This is a genomic window from Segniliparus rugosus ATCC BAA-974, assembly GCF_000185725.2.
Classification (GTDB): domain Bacteria; phylum Actinomycetota; class Actinomycetes; order Mycobacteriales; family Mycobacteriaceae; genus Segniliparus; species Segniliparus rugosus.
This window is the reverse complement of record NZ_KI391954.1, coordinates 1396448-1415326: the sequence shown is the minus strand read 5'-3', so window position 1 is coordinate 1415326 and position 18879 is coordinate 1396448. Positions and strand designations below refer to the sequence as shown.

At 65.2% G+C, this 18879-nt stretch carries 18 protein-coding genes; 7 read left to right on the top strand and 11 right to left on the bottom strand.

Going from position 1 to position 18879, the window contains the following annotated elements:
* Nucleotides 1-17 precede the first annotated feature (17 nt).
* From HMPREF9336_RS16480 to HMPREF9336_RS16470, 3 genes are all read right to left on the bottom strand, one after another.
* A complete protein-coding gene (locus HMPREF9336_RS16480) occupies nt 18-1967 on the bottom strand; it encodes a potassium transporter Kup (RefSeq protein WP_021030891.1) in 1950 nt (649 codons plus the stop codon).
* A 148-nt stretch (nt 1968-2115) separates the two neighbouring features.
* Nucleotides 2116-3021, bottom strand: coding sequence for an SGNH/GDSL hydrolase family protein (locus HMPREF9336_RS16475; protein WP_007468925.1), 906 nt, complete (start codon nt 3019-3021; stop codon nt 2116-2118).
* Between the two features lie 167 nt (nt 3022-3188).
* Nucleotides 3189-3833, bottom strand: coding sequence for a pyridoxine/pyridoxamine 5'-phosphate oxidase (locus HMPREF9336_RS16470; protein WP_021030890.1), 645 nt, complete (start codon nt 3831-3833; stop codon nt 3189-3191).
* Between the two features lie 638 nt (nt 3834-4471).
* Between HMPREF9336_RS16470 and HMPREF9336_RS16465 the strand changes: the two genes are divergently transcribed.
* From HMPREF9336_RS16465 to HMPREF9336_RS16450, 4 genes are read left to right on the top strand one after another with little or no spacing between them, the layout of a single operon-like run.
* Entirely contained in the window at nt 4472-5227 is a 756-nt protein-coding gene (locus HMPREF9336_RS16465) for a TnsA-like heteromeric transposase endonuclease subunit (protein WP_021030889.1), read from the top strand.
* A complete protein-coding gene (locus HMPREF9336_RS16460; protein ID WP_007468922.1) occupies nt 5224-7302 on the top strand; it encodes a Mu transposase C-terminal domain-containing protein in 2079 nt (692 codons plus the stop codon). The genes HMPREF9336_RS16465 and HMPREF9336_RS16460 overlap by 4 nt, the downstream gene beginning before the upstream one ends.
* A 7-nt stretch (nt 7303-7309) precedes the next feature.
* A complete protein-coding gene (locus tag HMPREF9336_RS16455; RefSeq protein WP_007468921.1) occupies nt 7310-8338 on the top strand; it encodes a TniB family NTP-binding protein in 1029 nt (342 codons plus the stop codon).
* Nucleotides 8335-9303 (top strand): hypothetical protein, encoded by a 969-nt coding sequence (locus tag HMPREF9336_RS16450; RefSeq protein ID WP_007468920.1) that lies wholly within the window; start codon nt 8335-8337, stop codon nt 9301-9303. The genes HMPREF9336_RS16455 and HMPREF9336_RS16450 overlap by 4 nt, the downstream gene beginning before the upstream one ends.
* 786 nt (nt 9304-10089) lie before the next feature.
* Here the strand turns inward: HMPREF9336_RS16450 and HMPREF9336_RS16445 are convergent.
* The 7 genes from HMPREF9336_RS16445 to HMPREF9336_RS16415 all read right to left on the bottom strand — a co-directional run bounded on the left by HMPREF9336_RS16445 (nt 10090) and on the right by HMPREF9336_RS16415 (nt 15237).
* Nucleotides 10090-10665, bottom strand: a complete 576-nt coding sequence (locus tag HMPREF9336_RS16445) for an HXXEE domain-containing protein (protein WP_244431687.1) — start codon at nt 10663-10665, stop codon at nt 10090-10092.
* 162 nt (nt 10666-10827) lie between these two features.
* Entirely contained in the window at nt 10828-11253 is a 426-nt protein-coding gene (locus HMPREF9336_RS16440) for a hypothetical protein (protein WP_007468918.1), read from the bottom strand.
* Between the two features lie 14 nt (nt 11254-11267).
* The gene (locus HMPREF9336_RS16435) at nt 11268-12053 is read right to left on the bottom strand and encodes a TetR/AcrR family transcriptional regulator (protein WP_040586184.1); all 786 of its coding nucleotides are present in this window, start codon (nt 12051-12053) and stop codon (nt 11268-11270) included.
* A gap of 26 nt (nt 12054-12079) precedes the next feature.
* Nucleotides 12080-12961: an SDR family NAD(P)-dependent oxidoreductase gene (locus HMPREF9336_RS16430; protein ID WP_007468916.1), complete on the bottom strand. Its 882-nt coding sequence runs from the start codon at nt 12959-12961 to the stop codon at nt 12080-12082.
* Between the two features lie 39 nt (nt 12962-13000).
* Complete coding sequence (locus HMPREF9336_RS16425; RefSeq protein ID WP_007468915.1) at nt 13001-13465, bottom strand: hypothetical protein; 465 nt, start codon at nt 13463-13465, stop codon at nt 13001-13003.
* A 38-nt stretch (nt 13466-13503) separates the two neighbouring features.
* A complete protein-coding gene (locus HMPREF9336_RS16420) occupies nt 13504-13917 on the bottom strand; it encodes a hypothetical protein (RefSeq protein WP_021030886.1) in 414 nt (137 codons plus the stop codon).
* 492 nt (nt 13918-14409) lie between these two features.
* The gene (locus tag HMPREF9336_RS16415) at nt 14410-15237 is read right to left on the bottom strand and encodes a TetR/AcrR family transcriptional regulator (protein WP_007468913.1); all 828 of its coding nucleotides are present in this window, start codon (nt 15235-15237) and stop codon (nt 14410-14412) included.
* A gap of 461 nt (nt 15238-15698) precedes the next feature.
* Between HMPREF9336_RS16415 and HMPREF9336_RS16410 the strand changes: the two genes are divergently transcribed.
* Nucleotides 15699-16682 (top strand): amidohydrolase family protein, encoded by a 984-nt coding sequence (locus HMPREF9336_RS16410; protein ID WP_007468912.1) that lies wholly within the window; start codon nt 15699-15701, stop codon nt 16680-16682.
* A 62-nt stretch (nt 16683-16744) separates the two neighbouring features.
* On the opposite strand, the gene HMPREF9336_RS18590 is transcribed toward HMPREF9336_RS16410, so the two are convergent.
* On the bottom strand, nt 16745-17044 hold the full coding sequence (locus tag HMPREF9336_RS18590; protein WP_156920443.1) for a hypothetical protein: 300 nt from the start codon (nt 17042-17044) through the stop codon (nt 16745-16747).
* Between the two features lie 124 nt (nt 17045-17168).
* Between HMPREF9336_RS18590 and HMPREF9336_RS16405 the strand changes: the two genes are divergently transcribed.
* A complete protein-coding gene (locus HMPREF9336_RS16405) occupies nt 17169-17918 on the top strand; it encodes a glucose 1-dehydrogenase (RefSeq protein WP_007468911.1) in 750 nt (249 codons plus the stop codon).
* A gap of 245 nt (nt 17919-18163) precedes the next feature.
* Nucleotides 18164-18868, top strand: a complete 705-nt coding sequence (locus HMPREF9336_RS16400; protein ID WP_007472597.1) for a GntR family transcriptional regulator — start codon at nt 18164-18166, stop codon at nt 18866-18868.
* Nucleotides 18869-18879: the final 11 nt, after the last annotated feature.

The following is an 18879-nucleotide window of genomic DNA, read 5'->3' as shown; positions in this document are numbered from 1 at the left end:
ATAGCAGAGCCGAGGGCTCACACCTCCAGCCGCGCCCCCATGATCACGGTGCGGTCAAGCGGGAGGCCGAAATACGCCGCCGCGTCCGAGGTGATGTGCGAGGTCCCGATGAACAGGCGCTTGCGCCAGACCGGCATCGTCGGCTCCGGGCCGCGCACCAATTGGAGCTTCGAGAGGAAGAACGAGGCATGGCCGATGGTGATCGGGCCTTCGGTGCGCGCCGGGTCGAGCAGGCTGAGCACGTGCGGCACGTCCGGGCGCTCCATGTATCCGAACCGCGCGCTGACGAAGATGACGCCGTCGTCGCTGTAGCCCAAGTCGTCGATCCCGACGCGCTCGGAGTCGGGCACCCTCGGCGCGGGGGAGGTCTCGATGGACAGAATCACCACGTGCTGGTGCAGGGCATGGTTGTGCTGGACGCTGGAGAGCATGGAGAGCGGCGTGGTCTCCTTGCCCCGGTTGAGGAACACCGCGGTGCCGGGCGGGCGCAGCAGCGGGGGGTCCAGCGCCGAGAGCCCGTCGACGAACTCCTGCAGCGAGCCCTCCATCTCCTCCCGTTTGCGGGTGACGATCGAGCGGCCGCGCGCCCACGTGGTCATCACCGCGAACGCCGCGAAGCCGATCAAGATCGGCAGCCACGCCCCGTGCACGAACTTCGTCAGGTTCGCGGCGAAGAAGAGCAGGTCGACCACGAGGAGGGCTCCGCCGCCGAGCGCCACCGCCCACAGCGGAGCGCCCCAGCGCTGGCGGGCGAGGTAGAGGAACAGCAGGGTGGTGATGGTGATCGTCGCGGTCACCGCCATGCCGAACGCGTACGCCAGCGCCGCCGAGCTGCGGAACGCGAAGACCAGGATCAGGACCGCCGCCGCCAGCACGTTGCTGACCAGGGGGACGTAGATCTGGCCCATGGCCGACTCGGAGGTGTGCTCGACCCGCAGCCTCGGCAGGTAGCCGAGATGCGCGGCCTGCGAGGCCAGCGAGAACGCGCCGGTGACGACCGCCTGGGAGGCGATCACCGTCGCTGCGGTGGCCAGCAGCACCATCGGCAGCCGCGCCCACTCCGGGGTCAGCAGGAAGAACGGGGCTCCGCTGGTCTTCTCGTCGCCGAGCAGCAGCGCGCCCTGGCCGAAGTAGTTCAGCGTGCAGGCGGGCAGCACCAGCAGGAGCCAGCCCCTGGTGATCGCGCGTCGGCCGAAATGGCCCATGTCCGCGTAGAGCGCCTCCGCGCCGGTGACCGAGAGGACGACGGCCGCCAGCGCGAAGAAGGCGATCTCGAAATGTCCTGCGACGAAGCCGAGCGCGTACGCGGGGGAGAGCGCCTTGAGGATCTCCGGGTGGCCGAGCACGCCGCCCACCCCGCACGCCCCGATCGAGACGAACCAGGCGATCATCACCGGCCCGAAGACGCGCCCCACCGCAGCGGAGCCTCGGCGCTGCACCGAGAACAGCGCCACGATGATGACCGCCGTGATCGGCACGACCCACTCGCCGAAACCGGGATCGACGACCTTGAGCCCTTCCACGGCGGAGAGGACCGAGATCGCCGGGGTGATCATGCCGTCGCCGAAGAACAGCGCGGCCCCGAAGACCCCGAGCCCGGCGAGCGCGAGCGCGGTGCGGCGGCCCTTCCCGGCCCAGCGCCGCAGCAGGGTAATCAACGCCATGATGCCGCCCTCCCCGTCGTTGTCCGCGCGCATCACGAGGGTCACGTAGGTCAGCGTCACGATGACCATCACCGACCAGAAGATCAGCGACACCACGCCGTAGATATTGTCCGGGCTGATCGGCACCGGATGCGGATCCTCGGGGTTGAAGACGGTCTGGACGGTGTAGATCGGGCTGGTGCCGATGTCGCCGAACACCACGCCGAGCGCGCCGACGACGACCCCGAGACGGACCGAGTCCACACCGCTCCGGTGGTGCTGCGACGGCGCGGCCTCGATTTTCACGCTCACAGCATCCCTCATCTTCCTGTCCGGTGGGCGGCGGGCGCTCTGATCGTAGCCGCAAGAGGCGGTCGGCGCGGCCGCCTTAACGGTTTTGTTTCCTTCCCCCGTATTCGCCCAGACGTGGCTGTCGGCGGCGCGCGGCGCAGGCTTGGCCTCGGCTCTGCGGTCAGACTTTGCTGAGCACGATCTTCGCGATCTCCCGCGCGCCCAACGGGGTCAGGTGCAGCGGCTCGCTCTCCAGCCAGTTCGTCGTGAGGAACCCGGACTCCCAGGACGGCCCGGCGGAACAGAGGCCCTTGCCGACGGACGGGCCATAGGTGTCCACGTAGATCTGCCCGGTCTCCTTCGCCACCTGCTGGATGGTCGCGTTGATGCCCTGGATCTTCTCGTTGATCCACGCCATGTCCCTCGGAGTCATCGGGGTCGTCGCGTCGCAGGTCTTGCCGACGGGGAAGACCTGCGGGTAGCCCACCAGCGCGACCCTGCTGCGCGGAGCCTTGGCCTTGATCGCGTCCACCGCGCCCCGCAAGTCGCGGTGGATGTTATCGCGGACCCCGGCGTAGCCCTGGTCGGTCAGCAGCGGCTGCTCCTCGGCGGCCTGCTGGCGGCACGAGGCCCCGTCCGGGTCGGTGAGGCCGATCATCAGGCAGGTGGTGACGATCTTGACCATGAAGTCCTGGTCGTTCGGCCCGAAGCTCATCGTCACCAAGTCGGTGTCCTCGTCCACCGCGTCCAGCTGCGGCGGGACGATGACCCCGAGGGCGCTCTCCTGCTCGCCCGCCAGCGCGCTGGTCTTGGCCCCCGCGCAGCTCACGTCGACGAACCCGTTGCCGGGGCTGAGCCCGAGCCCCTCCGCGACGAAGGCGGGGTAGTTCTCATCGGTCCGCGCGCAGTTCGGCCCGCCGGGGTCCAGCCCCTTGGCTCCGGGCTTGCTCACGTACGAGTCGCCCATGGCCACGTAATGGCGCACCGGCTCCTTCTCCGGCTCGGCTCCCGCAACGCCGGAGAAACCAGGGAAGGGGAGAAAGAGGGCGAGGGCCAGGCCGAAGGACAGTCGTTCTCTTGTTTTCATCAAACCAGCTCTCTACCTCTCGATCGTCCATGCCTCGTTGCCGACGATCACTGCGACCGAGTCTATCCGAGCGCCGTGGCCGGGGACACACCTGTTCGCAGCTGCCGACTCCGCCGGCCAAGGGCAGTGGGCCGGCCCCGAACGAGGGAGCCTCATAGCCAGAGCAATCACGGCCAGAGCAACGCGCGCGACCAGCCGTCCGCCTCGCGCGCGTACCGGACGCGGGCGTGCTGCCGGTCCTTGTCCGCCTGCCAGAACTCCACCGAACGCGCCGCGACCGCGTACACCCGCCAGCCCTCCGCCACCAGCGTCGGATCCGCAGAGAGCCATTGCCGCGCCGCCGCGACCGCCTCCTCGCACGCCGCCCGGTCCGCGAGGGGCTGGCTTTCCCGGCTCGCCAGCGCCACCGCCCGAGCGGCGGAGCCGCGCGAGCGGAAGTCCGCAGCGCCGCGCTCCGCAGAGCCCTCGACCACCGGGCCTCGCACCCGCACCTGACGGCCCACCTCCGGCCAGTAAAACGTCAGCGCCGCGACCGGGCAATCCGCCAGCTGCCTTCCCTTCGCGCTCGTCGCGCTGGTCGCGAACCACCAACCCCCATCGTCCAGATCCTTCAAAATCAACACACGCGCGTCCGGGGAGCCGTCCGCGTCCACCGTCGAAAGCGTCATCGCATGCGGCTCCGCAGCTCCGTGCTCGACCGCGTCCCGCAGCCACGCCGCGAACAGAGCCTCTGGATCATCGGGAACGTCCGCGACGTCGAAATCGCGGACGACACCGGCGAACACGGGCAAAGAACGCAAGAGGTCTCGCATCCGGCCAGCCTAGTCGCCCCGATCCGCAAGCCCCAGCCGGAAAACAGCGCATCCGCCGAGAAAACTCCTGGCGCAGGCGCATCATCACGGCCCTGAACAGGCAAAACGCTCTCATTTCGCCGTAGAGCGATTTTCAGCCCGAAAACGCCTCCGTATACCAGGGCAACACGCCAGAGCAGAAGCCCTCAGGGCTTATCGCGGACCAGGGGAGAACATTATGTCATTTCCAGGCCGCAGTCGCCGTCCTCGGCCAACGCCCGGACCACAGCGCCCTGGCGGCCGGCTCCGCCCGAACACGACAAAACGCGCCCCGACGGTCGCGCTGCCCGGCAACGGCCCGAAGGATCGCAGAGCTTCCCGCCAGCAGATAGGGCACAACGCGAACCAACAGTTCGCTAGCTCCGGGGATTCGAGGGGAGCCGCCCTTTGTAGTAAGTGACATAATGTTGATTATCGGCGTTTAACTATGGGCGAATCCTCATGATCCAGGCGTTTGGCCTTGGCATGATTGTCCTTGCTCAATGAACTTGGCCATTGCTCATTAAAGTTGGCCAACGTGGCGCTCTGTCTCACTGAAGTTGGCCACTGGTTCGGAGCGTCGGCGCTAGGCAGGCGTATTCCGCGCGTAATTTGAGCGTATGCCTAATGTGGCTGCGCTCACACTTAGCCCTGCTGGTCGTCACTCGGAGATCAGGTATCGGCTGCCTGGTGAGCTTGCCGTGTCGGCGGATGCCTTTGAATGCGCTGCTGTGCCCTTTGAGCAGGCCAGTCCGATGCGTAACGTTCGTCCCCGCCGAGGTCAGCGTAATTTCTGTGGCGACTGGTGGATGGCGACCGGCCATCGGCATGTGGCGTTTGAGTCCTGGGTTGAGCGAGATTTTCTGATCTCGGCCGATTTCGCCCCTGAGATCGTCGCCGTCAGCTCGCAGCCCTTCACCTTCGACCGCTCCTCGAAAACTGCTCCACGGCGATCTCACACGCCTGATTTCTTCCTGCGCCTGGCTGACGGTAGCGCATGTGTGGTCGATGTGCGTCCTGAGGCTCTTGTCAAGCCACCGGATCAGGAGCAGTTCGACGCGACCGAGCAGCTGTGCGACGAGTTAGGATGGTCGTACCGGCGAGTCGGTGAACAGCCAGCGGTGCTGTCCGCCAATTTGCGATGGCTGACCGGGTATCGGTTCCCGCGTGCTTGCGACAGAGGCACAGCCGAGATCGTGGAAGCTCAGATGCTCCGTTCCGGGAGTCTTACGCTGCGCGAGCTTGCCCGAGCGGTAGGAGACCCAGTGGTGGCGCTGCCGACGATTTACCACCTTATCTGGAACCAAACCCTGCGCTTGGATCTTCGTTCACGGCTGCTCCATGAGCACGCCGAGGTGACGGTGAGCAGCGCATGAGCCTTTCGAAGCCCCTGCATGTTGGCAGTCTCCTTTCTCTGAACGGGGTTGTCTACGAACTCGTGGCGCTGGACGGCCCCAGAGTTTTATTGAGTGACCAGCAGCGCGGGCATATGACGATCACGCTGGCCGCGCTGCTGGCAGACAAGACTTTCCAAATCGTCGGCGCTGAGCAGAGCCGCCGACCTCTGCGCCCGGCGTACTTCAACTCGCTCAGCGAGGAAGCCTGTGACCGGGCGTTGCGGTTCGAGCGGCATGTCAGCGAGGCGGCTGACGGCTTGCCGGTGGACGCCGAGCCGGGGTCGGCCCCGAGGCCCAAGTACGACCCGATGACCACCTCGCAAAGCGAACGGGACGCGGCGAAGGTGGCCGAACTCGCCGCACTGGGCGAACCGTTGAGTTTGCGCAGCTTCCGACGATTCCGCCGCCAGTACGAGATCTCCGGCATCGAGGCGTTGATCGACAAACGCCCTGTCCGCAAGACCTCGGTCGCTAGCCGGGTGGACAACCGATACGTGGAGGTTCTGCGCCGGGTTCTGGCCGAGAGCCGCGATGATTCGACCGGGACCAGGGGCAAGTTGATGCGTCTGACGACCAATGCTGTCGAGGCAGAATACGGCCCAGATCAGGTGCCGCTGCCGTCGCGGGCGACGTTCAACCGGCTGCTCGCGCGAATGGCCGAAGCCCGCCACGCCACCGGCTCTGCTCGCACGAGGCGGACGTTGGCGAACCAGCCGCAGGGGCCATTCGGAGCGCTCGCCGCCGCGCGTCCTGGCGAATGGATGCAAATCGACTCCTCCCCTTTGGACGTGGCTGTGCGGCTCGACCAGGAACTCACCGGACGGGTGGAGCTGACCGTGCTGGTCGATCTGGCGACCCGGTCCATCGCCGCAGCCGTCCTGCGCCCGACGGCGAAGGCCGTGGACGCGGCGCTGCTGTTGGCCCGCTCCATGACCCCGGAGCCGATGCGCCCCGGTTGGTCGGACGCTGTCAGCATGGCGCGCTCCGCGCTGCCCTACCAGTCGATGCGGTCGGCTGACGAGCGGTTGGAGAACGCGGCAGCGAAGCCGGTGATCGTCCCGGAGAACATCGTGTGCGACAACGGCAGCATCTACGTGTCCTCCACGTTTTTGAACGCATGCCGCAGGCTCGGGATCAGCCGCCAACGGTCCCACCCGTTCACCCCGACGGACAAGCCGGTCGTGGAGCGCACGTTCTCCTCGATCAACACGCTCTTCGCCCAGCATGTTGTCGGATACCTGGGGTCCAGCGTCGAGCACCGGGGTCAGGCCGCCGACCAGAAGGCCGTGTTCTCCCTGGTCGAGCTACAAGACCTGTTGGACGAATGGGTCGTCGTCCACTGGCAGAACCGCCCGCACGAAGGATTGCGCGACCCGCTGAGCCCGTCCAGGGTGCTCACCCCGAACGAGATGTACGCGGCCCTCGTCGCGGTTTCCGGGTACGTCCACCTGCCGCTTTCTCCGGAGGACTACATCGGTTTGCAGCCGTTCAAGGCGAGGGCCATCAACTCTTACGGGATCAAGATCGGACACAGGGTCTACGACTGCGAGGAGCTGAACCCGCTGCGGGGCCAGCCCTCCGGGATCAAGGCGCTCAAAGACCAGTGGGAAGTGCATTACGACCCTCACGACGTCACCCGCGTCTGGGTGCAGAACCCCGAGACCGGGGCGTGGATCACTGCCTACTGGCGGTACCTGCGCACATCGCGACAACCATTCAGCGAGACGGTGTGGGAGCACGCGCGGAAGATCGTCGCAGCGCGCGACAAGGCCACTGAGGAGGCCATCGCGGCGGAGACCGAACGCATCCTGGACGACGCGAGCACCGGGCGCACTGCCGCGTTCACCACGCCAAAACGCAAGAAGAGCCCGAGAGACCGGAGGGTTGCCGCCCGCGCCAACGCTATGGCCGAGGTTTCCAAACCAGACGTGACGCATGCGGAAGAAACGGTCGGACCAGCCCGCTTCGCGGAACCGGCGGACGACGAGCGCCTGGCAGAGGTGATCCCGTTGCCGGTGTTCGACACGGACAAGATGCTGGAGAAATGGTGGTAGGAGCAAGATGCAGCAGGCCCACGTCGAAGACTCCCTAGACCCAAGGCGCATCCCCACCACCACCCTCATCGGGTGGCGGCAATACGTGGACGCTGAACCTGCCGCCCTGAACCTCATCGACCATGGACGCTATGAGGCATTGGCCCCGGACGAGCAAGCGGCCTACGACGATTGCCGCATGGCCTATCACTCCGAGCTGGTCACAATCGAGACTTCGGCGGTGAAGAACATCGTCCGCCAAGGAAAGATCCTCACCCTGGTCAACCAGCGCGAATGCGGGGCTCGCCGGTCGATGATCGTGTCCGGGCCGTGGGCCACCGGGAAGACCACGACGATCAAACTGCTCGGGCGGCTGCACGAGCGGGACGTGCGCCGGAAGTATCCGAACCAGGAGCGCATACCCGTCGTCTATATCACCACTCCCCCCAAGGGCTCGCCTCGCAAGCTCGCAGCCGAGTTCGCCCACTTCCTCGGCATCTCCTACAAGCCGCGAGCGAATGTCGCCGATATCGCGGACTCGGTGTGCCACGTCCTCACTGAAATGCGCACTGACCTCGTGATAGTCGATGAGATCCACAACCTCAATCTCGCCACGAGCGCTGGCGAAGACATGAGCGACCACCTCAAATACTTCACAGAGCACATGCCCGCCACCTTCATCTACGCCGGAATCAACGTGGACCGCAGCGGCTTGTTCACTGGCATCCGGGGCCAGCAGATCAGCGCCCGTTCCGTCCTGATGCGAACCGGGTCGTTCCCAAACAACGACGAGTGGGAAGCCCTCGTCGCAGGTCTGGAAGCCGCGCTACGTCTGTATCGGCATAAACACGGAACGCTGATCAAGAACAGCAAGTACCTGCACCAACGCACCAGCGGCAGTATTAGCGGCCTCTCCTACCTCGTGCGCACTGCGGCCATCAGCGCCATCCTCACCAGGGACGAGGCGATCACCCGCGACCTGCTTCACTCGATCCCCATCGACCACGCCTCCGAGACGCTCACCACCACGGCATCCGGCACACGAGCCAAGCCATGATGACCAGCGCGTTCCGAGTACGGCCCCGCCCTTTCCCGATCCGCGTCAAGCCCTACCCAGCCGAGACGGTCGCTTCCTATGTGAACCGCATCGAAGACGCGCACAAGCTGGACGGGGGAACCTTAGTGGCGAACCAGAAGAGCACGGGGCTCTCATGGTTGGAATACCTGACGTCGGTCACCAACCGCCCTGCCAAATCCTTACAATACGCGCTCCCAGAGCTGCGGGAAGGCTTCAATCATCCAACCCGCCCATACTGGGACCACTTCTCGAAGCTGATCCAAGACAACGGGTACGCCTGCGAGCGCTGCCGAGCGGCACGATGCATCAACCGCCCAGTGCCGATCTGGGCGAGCTACGAGAACGTCCTGTGCTACCGGCACAAAATATGGACCGGTGGGAACCTTTTCCGCGTGAAGACCCTGGTGAGCGTTGCCGATATGCCAGAGATATCCAGGGCACACCACATGCACAAGAAGCTCATCGCCCAACACGGGAAGATCAAGACAAGGAAGGCGTTCTCAGCGGCGGAACTCATGGTTTTCGAATGGGACCGGATCGGCCAGCTGCCCACATGCGCAAAGCGGCTAGAGTCTCTGGCTGAACGTGATCATCACCGTTCGTCCGTTCTTTCGCCGCATATGGACCCAAGGGCGCCGCTGGCGCGTTACCCCGAGCTGCTGGCGATGACCCGTCTCGTCCTCGACCCGCAGTGGTCGGCGGATATGCGCTCCAAGAACGCGCGACATCGCGCCCTATCGGTGAACCGGGTCGTCGCAGAGGTGACCGGGCGCTATCGCCCGACCACTCCCCACGACCCCCTGACCGCATGGGCGGCGGGTGAAAGCTACGGCTCCTACGACTTCATCCACGGCGATGCTTTCTTCGACCGCGAAGCATCGCCTGAACGCCAGAAAAGAGGCTTGCGCAGCGGGTTGTACGTCACTCGCAGACTCAGCCACTAACTAGTACTTGCTAGCGTTCATCCAGGTCAACGGCACGGGCTGATCGACGTTCGCGAGCGGGGTCGTGAGCCCAGCATCGCCCACGGTCACAGCTAGTCCATGCCCGACCCCGGTCATCACAGATCTCCACTGTCACCGTGTACTGCCACATATCAGCAACACGCGGATCCGCCGCGAACCGCAAGGAGAGGTTCGCGCTCGCCACCCAATCATCCGGCATGTGCCGCGCAAGCAGTTGTCTGGAAAGCTGTTCGCCGTACTTTCGCGCCAACATGTCGCCGTGGGCAGCGGCCCGCAGGTCTAGATCGATCCCCGAAGGACCGCGCGTGCGGCACAAAACACCGATCCCCCACCATCCTTCGATGTCGTTGTTCCGACTGCTGAAACTGGTGGCGACCCCTCGGCATGCCTGTCGGAGTTCACGACGGCGTGGCACTCACCCTCCTTCCCTCACTGGCATGGCTGCTCACCACTATCTCATGTTCGCCGTCGATGTTGCGAGCAATTTTGGCCAACTTCATTGAGACAAACACGAAGTTTGGCCAGGTCCACTGAGCCGGGTGCAATCCGATGGCTCATTGAAGTTGGCCAATCCCCAGCTCAGAGCGATGCAGAATTTTCGTCATTGGCCAGGTTCACTGCGCCGGGACAATGATCCAGGCGTTTGGCCTTGGCGTCCCGTCTCGTCGAATCGGTGCCTGACCTCATTGAATCTGTCGTATCTGGTGATTTTGTCTCATTGAATCTGCCGCATATCTCATTTGATCTGTCGTATTCGTCAGCGGGTCAGGCGGCTTCGGCGGATTTCGGGGGCCAGACTCGGTTGGCCGCCCACGGCACGACAAGGAGCAGCAGCGGGTCGACGGTCTGCACTGCGATCGCGACGGAGAGCGGAATGCTCCCGTGTGCGAGTCCGAGCAGCAGCGCGAGGAGAACTCCCTGGGCCAGAACGCTGGACAGAAGGTTGGCGGTCAAAACCGGATAGGACAGTTTGCCTCGGCCGAAGCAGGTCGCGAACACCCACACCGACAACGGAATGAAAATCACAGCGGCTGTGACGGTCCCTGGCGAGTAGCCCATAGGGGTGAAAGCGCCGACGATGTGGCTGAGCGCGTTGGTGAGGAGCAGACCGGCCCCGGCGAGCCCGACCGCGTGGTTGCGCCTACACCACAACGCCGCGAAAGGCAGGACGAGCCAGACGAACGGTATATTCACCGCGACGAAGAACGACGGGGCGAGCGGGCAGGAGGCGACCGAGTCGAAGCCGTATTGCTGGCAGGCTGTGGCCGGGAAATGGAACGGGCGCCCCTTGGCGTCGACGCCGTACTCCTCGAAGTTGTGCAGCATGTAGGCCACCGCCATCAGCCATGCCAACCAGACGGGGTCGCACCAGCGAGGCCTTTCAGGACGGTCGCGGAAAACATCAGTGCAGAAGAGGAACAGAAGGAGGACGACTGCTGCGCCGAGCCCCACCGAGCTCCAATACCGTTCGAACCAGTGCCACACGCTGGGCGTTCCTTTCCGTCAGCTCTCGATCTGTCGCACGCCGATCGTGCTGGCCTTTTCCGCAGGAGGCCTGGTCGCCCACCAGACCAAGGCCGAGACGAGGATCTGCGCAACGCCCCGAACGGGGGCCAACGCTGGCGGGATCCCGGCTTTGCGCAGCGCGTCCGGGTGGTTGATCTGGTCGAACGCGGCGGGGACGGTCGGCACGAGCAGCGCGAGATTGCTCCAGCGCGCCGCAGCCCGAAGCCGAGGGACAAACATCGCCGCGCCGCCGACGATTTGCACGACCGCTGTGACGGCACTGATCGGTTTGCGGTATCGGGATAACGACTCGGGGACGAGCTGTTCGAACCACTGGTGTTTGACGATGTGGGCGATCCCGGCGGCGGTGAACGCGGTCCCCAGCAAGGCTCGGGCTGTACGGGTTCCCTCTTGGGTTGTCATCAGGTCTCCTTCGGTCAGGTTGTGGAAGTGGTGACGGCGCGTAGGAACGCATCGGCGAAGACATCGCAGACGGCTTCGATGTCGGGCAGTTCGACTCCAGGCACCTGGGTCACGGCCGGGCGCAGCAACATGTGGATGAGGACCGGAGACATCAGTTGTTGGACCAGCAGCAGCGGAGGCAGCTCACGGATCCGGCCTGCCCGGACCTCCCCGTCGAGCCACGCGCCGACCACCGCCAGCAGGCGGGGCGAGTTATGTCCCAAGAGGTTCTGCACCGCCTGGCCGTCCGGGCGGGCCATCGCCTCCGCGAACAACGCCGGAGTCACCCGGGGCTCGCGGTCGAGGTCCCGAGCGAGCACCCCGTAAAACTGCCGCACCGTCGCGCGCAAGTCGCCCGGCGTGGCTTCGAAGAGATCTTCGATGTCCAGCATCGGGCTGTAGCTTTCGAAGACCGCCCGCAGCAGCTCGTCCCGACCCCCGAACACCGCATACAGGCTCTGCGTGGAGCAGCGGGCGCGGGCGGCGATCGCCTCGGACGTCGCGGCGGCGAGCCCGGACTCGCTGATCAGCTCGGCTGCGGCTTCCAGGGCGCGGGCGCGCACCGGGGCCTGGCCGCCCGGATCGACGCCGACGGCGCGCACCGCCTCGTCCAGCGCGGCTCGTGAGCCGCCGAGGCGGCGCAATAGGGTGCTGCGCGAAACGCCAGCCTCACGGGCGATCGCGATGATTGGGACGTCAGCGACATCTTTGCCCAATGCGGCCGCGGCCCGCAACGCAGCCTGCACCAAGTCCTCGCCCACGATGGCTTCTTCGGTCATGTCAGCGCTCACCGTAGGCTCTGGGCGCCGTCAACGACGATGTTGGCCCCGCTCACGTAGCTGCCCAAGTCCGAGGCGAGGAACAGGACCGCTTTGGCGATCTCGTCGGGCCAGCCCGGCCTGCCCAGCGGCATCATCGCGGTCAGCATCTGCGCCATCGACCCCGACTGGACCCGTGCCTGCAGCAGCTGGCGGGTCGCCTCGGCTTCCGCGGGCACCTGTTCCAAAGGAGACGAGCCGTCCTGGAACGCGGCGAGCCGTTCCTCGGTGATCGTCGAGCCCGGAGTGACAGCGTTGACCAGGATCTGATGCGGGGCCAGTTCCTTCGCCAGGTTCTGGGTGGCCGCCCACAAACCGGCTTTGGCCGACGCGTAGGCGGCCAGGATCCCCATAGGCCGGAACGCATCCACCGACAACACGTTGACGATCCGCCCTCCCCCACCAGCGGCGATCATCGCCTTCGCGGCGTATTGGGCCATGAAGAACGCGCCCTTCAGGTCCGTGTCCACGACGCTGTCGAACAGCTCTTCGGTGGTGTCCAGCGCCAGCGACGGTGTGAAGATGGCGGCGTTGTTGACCAGGACGTCCACCCGGCCGAACCGCTCTGCCGCCACGTTGACCACCCTTTGCGAGTCAGCCGGTTGGCTGATGTCGGCGGGCACGCCGACCAGCGCGGCTCCAGAACCGGCGAGCCGTTCTTCGGTCTCGCGCAGCGCGCCTGCGCCGCGTCCGGTGAACACCACCGCCGCGCCCGCTTGGGCGAGCCTGCGCACGATGGCCTCCCCAAGGCCTCGGCTGCCGCCGGTCACCACCGCGCACTTTCCATGCAACGACAACAACTCGTCTTGCGGGGTTGGTTCGGGGATGGTCGGCAATGCGGGTGCGGTCATCTCGATCTCTCTTTCTCGTCGTCTGACGGGTTCGTCTGTTCAGTCGTGCTCGCCGAGCATCATCAGTTGGACGCTGCCCGACGGCATGTTCGCCCAATCCGTCCGCTCGATCTGCTGATACATGGCTTTAAGCTCGGCGCGGATCGCCGGGATGTCGACGTCCGGGTCATCCGTGGCGTGGAAGTTGTACATCGGCGGCGGCGCGTCCGCCGCCGCGATGGCGGCCACGATTTTCGTGTGCAGCGCCACGTGCTCCGGAGCGCCCAACGCCCATTCCTTGAACAATTCCAATGTCGGGAACGTGTAGAACCACAACGTCAGACGCTCGTCGTCGCCCGCGCCGAGGAATTTCGGCCCGATGATCCGCAACCCTCCCGGCATCATGTTCCACGACAGCATCTTGCCCGGCTTGATCCACCTCTCCTCGATCGCCGCCACCTCGTCAGCGACGTCCAGCTCGGCCAGCCACTGCGGACACGGCCCCATCTGTCCTCGCATAAACATGCGTTCGCCTCTGCTCTCTCAGATCATTCCTGCGTCGGTCACAAGTAGGGGAAGCTCGCGTCCACCTCTTCGCGCAGCACTTTGGCGACGTCGGGAAACAGCTCCCACCGCTGCTTGTAGAGCTCGATGATCTTCTGAGGCGTGTCGGCGGGCTCGTCAGGAGTGATGATGTCGAACGAGCGCACCCTGGCCACCGTCTCCCGCAGGGAGTTGGCCTCGTCGGGGCCGTGTGGGGCGCGCATGTGGATCCCGTAGGCCTCGATGTCTTTGAACTTCACCCACGCGGCGTCGTCGTAGCCGTCCTCCGGGTTCCCCAAGTAGCGGCCAGCGTTCCCCTCTTCGATATACGGGGCAGCCGAGAAAGCCGCGTTGAACATCGACAACCGCTGCTCGGCCTCCTCCATCGTCGGCTTGCGCTTATACCCGTGGTACGCGATGTGGTAGATCGCCATCATGCTCCTCCTGAGGTAGGTCCCGCTGTCATCTCGTGCGAGATATCTGAATAGTGGAACTTCTATAGTTATATCACTTAATCACATCTCATGCAACGCGGCCCCGCCCAGACGTTCCGCATCTATCCGCAGCGCAGCAACAGACCGCCCGCAGTTCTGCGAACACCCCCTCGCAAAACACTGCGATGCGACAGATCAGGTGAGACAAATGCCGAAATGCGACAACCAAACTGAGACAGAATGCCGAAATGCCGTCTCACATTGTTGTCGCAGGACTGATCAGAGCCCCCGACTGCGACAGATCAAACGAGACGGGACACTCGCGGAGAACACCGATGCCTCGACCGGAACGGTGGATCGGTTGATGCGGCTGGTCAACAAGGTGGTGGAGGCCGAACACGGAGCCGACGCGGACGCTGGCCAACCAACCGTCCGGGTTGTTCGAGCCGGCGACCGCGTGCCATGGACGCAGAAAGAAGCCGTAGCCGCCCGCTACCCCGAGACGGTTGCTATGACCGCGTTACTGCTCAACCCCGGCTGGGTCTCTGCTATTCGAAACCGGAAAGAAGGGGCAAGGGTGTTCGGGCTCGACATGCTCGTCCGACGAGCCACAGGACGATACAGCCCCATCGGCCAAGCCGATCCGCTCTCGCCAAGCACTATCGCTAGAGGGAACTCGCGCCCGAGTCCTGACCAGGAGGAAGGCTCCTCCCTAGACAAGGGGGTCGATGCCGGTCGTGGGCGTGCGCCGTCGAGCGCGAGGTCGACTAGTCCGCTGATGTAGTCGCGGTCGGCGGTCTTGTTGCGCAGCAGGATGTGTAGGTTCAGCGCCCCCGCGACGGACTCGACGACGATCTCGGGATCGACGTCGGGGTCGAGTTCGGCGCGTTCGACGCCTCGATGGACCAAGAGCCGCGCGCGGGCGAGCCGCAGGTCCCAGAACTGGGCGCGGGCCTCTTCGAACGAAGCCTCGTCCTGCGTTGCGGCGAAGACGAGGGAGGCCACGGAGCGGCCCGCCAGTGTGGCCAGGAACTCGGCCAACACGGTGTAGAACAGGATGAGATCTTCGCGCGCTGAGCCGGTGTCCGGAAGCGCCAGCTCAGCGTCCACTTGGTCGGACAAGGCGGCGGCGATCAGTTTGGCGCGGCTGCCCCACCGTCGGTAGATCGAGGTCTCGTGCACCCCGGCCAGGGCGGCGACATCCGCGATCCTCGCGCCCCCGAGCCCCTCGGCGGCGAGCAGTTCGCGAGCCGCTTCGAGGACCGCGCGGTCGACTGTCGCGCCCTTGCGGTACGCGGGCGGGCGGCGTGCTGCGGACATACGGCCATTCTATCGCAAGTCAACTTGCGGAATTTGACGCGCGATGGTTTACTGGTGCTACCGCAACTCGACTTGCGGTAGCACCAGTGGTCGAAGGCCGGCTTGAAGCCGAGAGAGGGAAGCATGAAAATCCGCAGATGGCCGAGTGCGGTCGCCGCCCTATTCTCGTGGCGGTCAATGGGTCTATCAGTTCGACTACGCCGCCTCCGCATCGCTCCTCGGCTCCTGCCATCGCGCGGAACCGCCCTTCCTCCTCGGGGCGGACTCCGACCGGGCCGCCGCGCCGATGCTCGCAGGCTCGGAACCGGACGACGTGGCCACGCTCGGACACCGCATGAGAGCGTCCTGGCTCATCTTCGTGCGCACCGGCGCACCGACCAGGACGGCTCATGGCCGCAACACACGCCCAAAGCATCCACGATCCACCGCTGGAACGCCGACGACCGAAAGGAACACGCATCATGAAAAACAAGATCGCCCTCGAAGAGCACTTCGCCACACCGCAAACCATCGGCGACTCCGAAGAGTACTTCACCGCCGACGTCTGGCCCGAACGTCGCCGTCAACTGCTGGACCTGAACAGCGAACGCGTCGACAGGATGGACGCCTGCGGCATCGAGTACAGCATTCTGTCGCTCAACGCCCCCGCGGTGCAGGCCATCCCAGAGGCCGCGAAGGCCGTTGACGTCGCCAGGCACGCGAACGACGCCCTCGCGGAGCAGGTCTCCGCGCACCCGAACAGATTCGGGGCCTTCGCCGCGCTGCCCATGCAAGACCCGGACGCGGCCGCCGCCGAACTGAACCGCGCCGTCACCGAACTAGGATTCAAAGGCGCGCTGGTCAACGGATTCAGCCAAATCGGTTCCCTCGATAACGCCACGTACTACGACCTGCCCCAATACCGGCCGTTCTGGGCAGAGGTCGAACGCCTGGGCGTGCCGTTCTACCTGCACCCGCGAAACCCCTTGAACAGCCAGCAGCTCGGCTACCAGGGGCACCCCTGGCTGCTCGGGCCCGCGTGGGCGTTCTCCATGGAAACGGGCTTGCACGCGCTGCGGCTGATCGGCAGCGGGCTCTTCGACGCCTATCCCAACCTGACCGTGATCCTCGGCCACCTCGGAGAGTTGGTGGCCACCCATCTCTGGCGCACCTCGCACTGGGCCTCTCCGGACGGCAAGAACCCCATGGGCGTCGTCACCGAGCAATCCTTCACCGACTGCTTCCGCCGCAATTTCTACGTCACCACCAGCGGGAACTTCCGCACCATCGCCATGCGCAACGCCATGGAGGAAATCGGCTCGAACCGCGTGCTGTTCTCCACCGACTACCCCTTCGAGACGATGGAAGAAGCAGCCACCTGGTTCGACCACGCCGAGATCGGCGAGAACGACCGCGAACGCATCGGCCGGAACAACGCGGCCGAACTCTTCGGAATACCCAGCTGAGCTGCAGGTCAGAGTTCGCTACTGCGACAGATCCATTGAGACAGGACGCCCAGCGGTTGTCATCACAGCCCGAAGCTGACTGCATGGCCGCCGCTCGCCCGGTCCGCCGAATGGCACGCACCAGCGATGCTGGCTTTTCGCTCAATTCGTTGTCGCCTTGAAGCGGTTCGCTCAATCTCAATATAGTCGGCGTAGTTGGCGCGGCGTATTGATCCTTTTGCGCGCGATTCGGGCGCTGAGCGCTGGGCCATAGCCCTGGCGTTCAGGCTGCCGGCCAGCCGCCCTTGAAACTCGTCTTCGAGCGCTGACAAAAATTGGTTGTGCTGGAACAAAAATGATTTGTTTGACGCAAAGCGCGGCATGCATGTATGCATATATTGTTACACCTCGCCGTTGGATAGGAGGTGAACCCCGTCGCCCGAGCGAGATGACCCTGGGCAGCCAGTGACTCCTAATCAGGACACAAGATCGAGCGAGGAGCAGTTGATGGGTTTTGAGGGCAAGGTCGCGATTGTCACCGGGTCGTCGAAGGGGCTGGGCCGCGCCATCCTGCTGCGCCTGGCCTCGTTGGGCGTCAGCGTGGTGGTGAACTATTCCAGGGACAAAGCCGCCGCCGACGAAGTCGCCTCGGCAGCTGAAAAGCTCGGGGCCAAAACACTCGTGGTGCAGGCCGATGTCTCAGAGGTGAGCGAGATCGCCCGCCTATTCGACGAGACGTTGCGCGCTTTCGGGAAGATCGACATAGTGGTGGCCAATGCCGGAGTCGAGAAGGTGAATATCCCCGTTGTCGATGTGACCGCAGAGGACTTCGACCTGCTGTTCCGGGTCAACACCAAGGGGCCGTACTTCGTGATGCAGGCCGCGGCCCGGCATGTTGCGGACGGCGGGCGGATTATTAACATCGCTTCGAGCTCGACCTCGCGGCCGCAGCCGGGGCTCGGCCTGTACGGGACGAGCAAGAGCGCGGCGAAGTACCTGGTGCGGGTGTTGGCTCTGGAGTTAGGCTCTCGGCAGGTCACGGTCAACTCGCTGGTTCCCGGGCCTATCGACGGCTCTGGCATCTTCACCGGGGTCAGCGATACGGACCCCTACAAGAAGAGCCTGCTGGACACTATCCCGATCGGCCGCATGGCCACAGCCGAGGATGTTGCCGGCTTCGTGGAGTTCCTGGCCAGTGAGCAAGCCCTGTTCATCACGGGCGAGGAGATCCTCATGAACGGCGGGTCCAGCAACTAGCGGCTTCGAGCCAAATCGCCAGGATCGGATTGGCCGCCAAGCCCTTGTGCCAGCAAGCCCTTGGGCCAGTCCGGGTTCTCGGCGCTGTTGAAGATCACTGGCGCGCCCCGGGCGAGGATGGGGGTTCGGCTCGTCGGAGCCGGCTGTGCGGTCGCGACCGAGCTTTCTTGGCTGCCCGCAGGGTTCACCGAATGGTAACGCGCTGATATGCGCATGAAACGCGCTGGTCAATAGTGTATACAGGTATGTCGACAGAGCTGCGCGCAGATCTCGGCCCGGATATGCCCCTCCGGGAGGCGGTGTACCGGGCGCTGCGGGACGAGCTGATGAACGGCGCGGTCAAATTCGGGGAGCGGCTGACCGAGCCGAAGCTCTCCGCTCGTTTCGGGGTGTCGCGCACGCCGGTCCGGGAGGCGCTGGGCCTGCTGTGCGCGGACGGGCTGCTCCGGCGGGAGGAGTACGGCTTCTCCCCCGTGCGCCCGAGCATCCCGAAGATCCTCGACCTCTACGAGCTGCGGCTGACGATTGAACTCGGCGCGTTGCGGCGCGTTGCGGACAATCCCGGCCTCGCCCACGACCGGGCGGCGCTGCTGCGGCTGCGCGGAGAGTGGACGGCGCTGCGGGACGACCCGCCCGCGCAGGAGCCGGGTTTCGTGGTGCGCGACGAGGGGTTCCACGAGGCCCTCTGCGCGGCGGCGGGGAACGCGGAGCTGGCACGGGCGCTGGCGTCGGCCAACTCGCGCATCCGTCACGTGCGCATGTTCGACTTCATGGCGAACGCGCGGGTGGAGACGACCATCGCGGAGCACCTGGAGATTCTGGGCGCGGTCTTGGACGGGGATCTCGAGCTCGCGCAGCGCCTGCTGCGCGCCCATATCGGCGAGTCGCTCGATGTCGTGCTGGGGCGGGTCTCCCGCGCCATGGCCACGATGTCGATGGACTCCGACTGACCGGCAGAAGA